The following is a 4,525-nucleotide window of genomic DNA, read 5'->3' as shown; positions in this document are numbered from 1 at the left end:
TCGTCTTGAACCTCGTCTCCAATCCCCTGATCGACCTCGGCATCCTCTTCGAGCTTCTGCTCTGCTATTTGTTTTTTTACACGCCGTTGTCGCGGCTTTACTTTTTCGCCCCCGTGCCCTGGCACGTGTACCTGTTCGCGTTTCACGGAACGTTGCTTCTCCTCGGATTCGAGGAGGCGAAAAAATATTATCGCCGCAAAGGCCGGCGGCTCGAGTTTTTGGGTTGAAGCCGATGGAAGGAGGACGTATGCCGCGCGACGTAGAAGCAAGTTGTTTCCATTGCAAGAAAGCTCTGCCGTTCGAGCTTCTGATTCCCGGCGAGGTCATTCGGCCCGCGCTCATCGAGACCATCAAGAAGCGGGACCCGGCCTGGACATCCGGCCGCATGATCTGCGTCGATTGTCTCGATCGTTTGCGCTCGGAATACATCGAGGATGCGCTTGAGGAAGAAGTGGGCGAGCTGACGCAGCTCGAACGGGAGGTCATCGCCAGCCTGAAGGAGCAGCAGACGTTGACGGAGAATATCAATCTCGCCTTCGAAAGGGGCGTGACGTTCGGTCAACGCACGGCCGACCAGGTCGCCTCTTTCGGCGGAAGCTGGACTTTCATCGGCATTTTTTTCCTGGCTTTGTCGGTCTGGATCGCCTTCAACAGCCGAGCCCTTCTCCTCCAGCCTTTCGACCCCTACCCGTTTATACTGCTCAATCTGATTCTCTCGTGCCTGGCGGCCGTTCAGGCGCCGGTCATCATGATGAGCCAAAAGCGGCTGGAGGCGAGAGACCGGCTCCGGTCGGAGAAAGATTACCAGGTGGACCTCAAAGCCGAGCTGGAGATCCGCCACCTGAATGAAAAGTTGGACGTGCTGCTCAAGCACCAGTGGCAGAAACTTTTGGAGATCCAGCGGATCCAGATGGATTTCACCCGCGAGCTGGTCGCGCAGAGAGCGCAGCGCGAAAAAGCTTGAGCCGCAAAAGAATCGATGAAACCGGAAAGGAGAACGTCATGCCGGGCTTTTTAGCGGAGAAAGAGGTGCTCGACCGTCAGCGGGTCAAGGAAGTCCTCGGCAAAAAGGAATATTCGTTTTTCGAGGAAAAGGTCTCGCTGCTGGGCGTCGAGGGCGATAATCTGATTCTCAAGATCTCGTTCCTGCTGGAGCACCGCGGGAAAATGATCTCGATCGAGGAGAGGGACCGCATCGTGCTGCCCTTCGCCGACTTCAAGGTCGAAGACTGGGGCGACGGGGTGCGCAAGATCGCGGACATCGAATGATTTCGAATTTGAAACCCGGCCATCTTATTTTGGCCCTCGCCGGTTTTTTGCCGCTCGCGCTTCTTTTGGACAAGCCGGAAAATATTCCCGACGCGCTCACGTTTCTCGGCCGCGCCGCCGGTATTCTCGGGCTGTCGTTTTTTCTTCTCGCCGGGCTCATCAGCGTGCGCATTCCCGGCTTCGACGTTTGGTTCGGCGGCCTCACGCAACTTTGGAAGATCCACCACGTTCTTGGCGCCGCTTCGTTCGTTCTCGTGATGGCGCACCCGTTGCTCCTGGCGTTCGCGGCGGCGCGCGCGTCCGTCCACGCCGCCGGCGCGGTTTTGTTTCCCGAAGCCGCCGCGTGGGACGTGTGGGCCGGCTGGCTCGCGTTCGCCGCCATGGCGGTTTTTTTGGCGCCGACGTTCTGGTTCTTCGGCCAGCCCGAGTATCAACGCTGGAAAGCTCTGCACGCGTTCTCCGGTCTCGCGCTCGTCCTGGGCGTAACGCATGCTCTGCCCTTGAGCCGGGGAAGTTGGGGTCAAGCGGTCTGGCTCGGCTACGGCGGTCTAGCGCTCGCCGCATTCGTCTATCGGAAACTTCTCGCGCCGCGTCTCGCCCGCCGTCCTTACACGGTCGCCGATGTCCGGCCGGTTTCGCGCGGCGTCGTCGAGCTGACGCTCGCATCCGAAGGCGAGTTGCTCCGCTATCGCGCCGGGCAGTTTGTTTATCTGACGCCGCTCGATCCCGGCCTCGCCTCCGGGCGCGGCGAGGAGCACCCGTATACCTTGTCCTCGGCGCCGGGCGAGCGCGCGCTCCGCATCGCGATCAAAGACGCGGGCGACGCTACGCGCGCGCTGCAAACCGTCGCCGCCGGCAGCCGGGCTCTCGTCGAGGGGCCGTACGGCGATTTTTTCTCCGCGAGACGAACGAACCCGCGCGAGTTATGGATCGCCGGCGGAATCGGCTTGGCGCCGTTTCTCAGCCGCGCCCGCGCTCTCAGCGCCGGCGAGATCGTCGATGTCGATCTGATTTATTGCGTCCAGGACGAGACGCGGGCGCACTTCTTGTCCGAGCTGGAGGAGATCGCGTCGAAAATTTCGGGCTTCAAAATCTGGAATCATTTTTTCTATCGCGAAGGGCCGCTCGGCTCGGCCTTCATCGCCGCCCGTTGCCCCGATTTCTCCGCGCGCGAGGTTTACCTCTGCGGCCCGCCGCCGTTCACCGCAGCGGCGCGCCGCGAGCTGCGTCAAGGCGGAGTTTCCGCATCGCGCATCCACTCGGAGGACTTCACGTGGCGGTGAAGCGATTTATCTTCGCCGTCTTTATCGCCTTCCTGGCGAGCGCGGCGACCATCGGGATTTTGGCCAAGCTTGCTCCTCGAATCGTTCGGCAACCCGCGGCGCTTCGCGCGCATCGCGCGGCGCGTCAGCCGGTCGAAGCCGGTCATCGCGATCAAGGCGGGTCGGACGGCTGCCGGCACGCGCGCCGCCGGCTCCCACACCGCCGCTCTCGCCGCGAGCGACGTCGCCGTGGACGCGCTCTTTCGCCAAACCGGCGTGATCCGGGCCGAGACGCTGGACGAGATGTTCGATCTCGCGGCCGCGCTCGGCGGCCAGCCGCTGCCGCGCGGCCGGCGCGTCGCGATCGTCACGAACGCCGGCGGCCCGGGAATTTTGTGCGCCGACGCGTGCGAGGCCGGCGGCCTCTCCGTGCCGCAGCTCGCGGACTCCACCCGGTCTCGTCTCGCGTCCTTTCTTCCCGCTTCTGCCAGCGTGACCAATCCCGTGGACATGATCGCGTCCGCGACTCCCGATCAATTCCGCCGCGCGGTGGAAACGGTTCTCGGCGCCGCCGAGGTGGACAGCGCGATCGTCATTTTCATTTCCGTCGGCGTGTCGACGGCCGGGGACGTGGCGCGCGCCATCGGCGAAGGCGTGGCGGCGGCGCGGGCGGCGGGGGAAAAGAAAAAACCGGTGCTCGTCTGCGTCATGGCGGAGGGAGGCCATGCCGGTTCGCTGCCGGCGTGCGGCGAGACGATTCCGGTTTATGCGTTTCCCGAATCGGCCGGACGGGCGCTCGGGAAAATCTCCGCCTATTCAGAATGGCGCGCCGCTCCGGCCGGCGTTATCCCGGACTTCGACGATATCGCTCCGGCGAAAGCCCGGGAGATTTGCGCGAAGGCGCTGGACGAGCGTGGCGCAGGATGGCTCTCGGCGGACGAGACGCGCGCGGTCCTGGAGACGATGGGACTGGCGCTGCCGCCGGGCGGCACCGCAAAAACCGCGGATGAAGCCGTCCGGCGCGCGCGCGCGATCGGATTTCCGGTCGCCGTCAAGCTGGCCTCGCGCTCGATCGTACACAAGACCGAGATCGGCGGCGTGCGGCTGAATATTTCGGATGAAAATTTCGTGCGCGGGGCCTTCGAAGAGATTCGCTCCCGCCTTGCTCAAGAAGGCAAGCTCGACGCCATGGACGGCGTCACGGTGCAGCCGATGATTCGCGACGGCGTTGAGGTTATGGTCGGCGTTGCCTCCGACCCGCTGTTCGGACCGCTGATCGCTTTCGGTCTCGGCGGCATCCACGTCGAAATTCTGGGCGACGTGCGTTTTCGCATCACGCCGCTCACCGACCGCGACGCCGCCGAGATGGTGCGCGAGATCCGCGGCTATCGCCTGCTCGAAGGCTATCGCGGCCATCCGCCGGGCGACGTGGAGGCGATTCAAAACGTGCTGCTCCGCGTCTCGCGCCTGGTCGAAGAGGTCCCGGAGATCGGCGAGCTCGATTTGAACCCGCTCTTCGCCCTTCCGCCGGGCAAAGGCTGCGCCATCGCCGACGCCCGGATTCGCGTGGCGCCGCAAAAATGACATGATGCCGTTCGGGTGAGGAGAGCCTAGATGATTACCCTCAAGGACGTGGTGGCGGCGCGCGAGAGAATCCAAGACCAGATCTATTCGTCGCCGTGCGCCTATTCGGAAACGATCAGCCGGATGACGGCCAATCGGGTCATGTTCAAGCTAGATAATCTGCAGATCACGGGCTCGTTCAAAGAGCGGGGCGCTTTGAACCGGCTGCTCGCATTGACGCCGGAGGAAACGAAACGCGGCGTGATCGCGGCGAGCGCGGGCAACCACGGCATGGCGCTGGCTTTTCATAGCCAGCGGCTGGGGATTCCTTCCACGATCGTGATGCCGGTTCACGCGCCGCTCATCAAGGTAGCTTCGGTGCGCCGTTACGGGGCGCGCGCGATCCCGTATGGGTCCGACTACGATTCGGC

At 63.5% G+C, this 4,525-nt stretch carries 6 protein-coding genes; all 6 read left to right on the top strand.

The genetic code is table 11. The annotated features are described in order from the left end of the window. A partial coding sequence (locus tag VGL70_20500; GenBank protein ID HEY3305912.1) for a hypothetical protein occupies positions 1-227 on the top strand: 227 nt, incomplete at its 5' end. Between the two features lie 20 nt (positions 228-247). After that, positions 248-964, top strand: a complete 717-nt coding sequence (locus tag VGL70_20495) for a DUF1003 domain-containing protein (protein HEY3305911.1) — start codon at positions 248-250, stop codon at positions 962-964. Between the two features lie 38 nt (positions 965-1,002). Then, the gene (locus tag VGL70_20490) at positions 1,003-1,269 is read left to right on the top strand and encodes a hypothetical protein (protein HEY3305910.1); all 267 of its coding nucleotides are present in this window, start codon (positions 1,003-1,005) and stop codon (positions 1,267-1,269) included. Then, positions 1,266-2,552: a ferric reductase-like transmembrane domain-containing protein gene (locus tag VGL70_20485; GenBank protein ID HEY3305909.1), complete on the top strand. Its 1,287-nt coding sequence runs from the start codon at positions 1,266-1,268 to the stop codon at positions 2,550-2,552. Before VGL70_20490 ends, VGL70_20485 begins: the two co-directional genes overlap by 4 nt. Positions 2,553-2,621: 69 nt before the next feature. Further along, complete coding sequence (locus VGL70_20480) at positions 2,622-4,115, top strand: acetate--CoA ligase family protein (GenBank protein HEY3305908.1); 1,494 nt, start codon at positions 2,622-2,624, stop codon at positions 4,113-4,115. 30 nt (positions 4,116-4,145) lie between these two features. Further along, positions 4,146-4,525: pyridoxal-phosphate dependent enzyme (locus VGL70_20475; protein ID HEY3305907.1), on the top strand; the 380-nt coding region annotated here is incomplete at its 3' end.

This window comes from Candidatus Binatia bacterium, from assembly GCA_036504975.1.
Lineage (GTDB): Bacteria > Desulfobacterota > Binatia > UBA9968 > UBA9968 > JAJPJQ01.
Note: the sequence above shows the minus strand (reverse complement) of the source record. Positions and strands in the feature narration are given on the sequence as shown.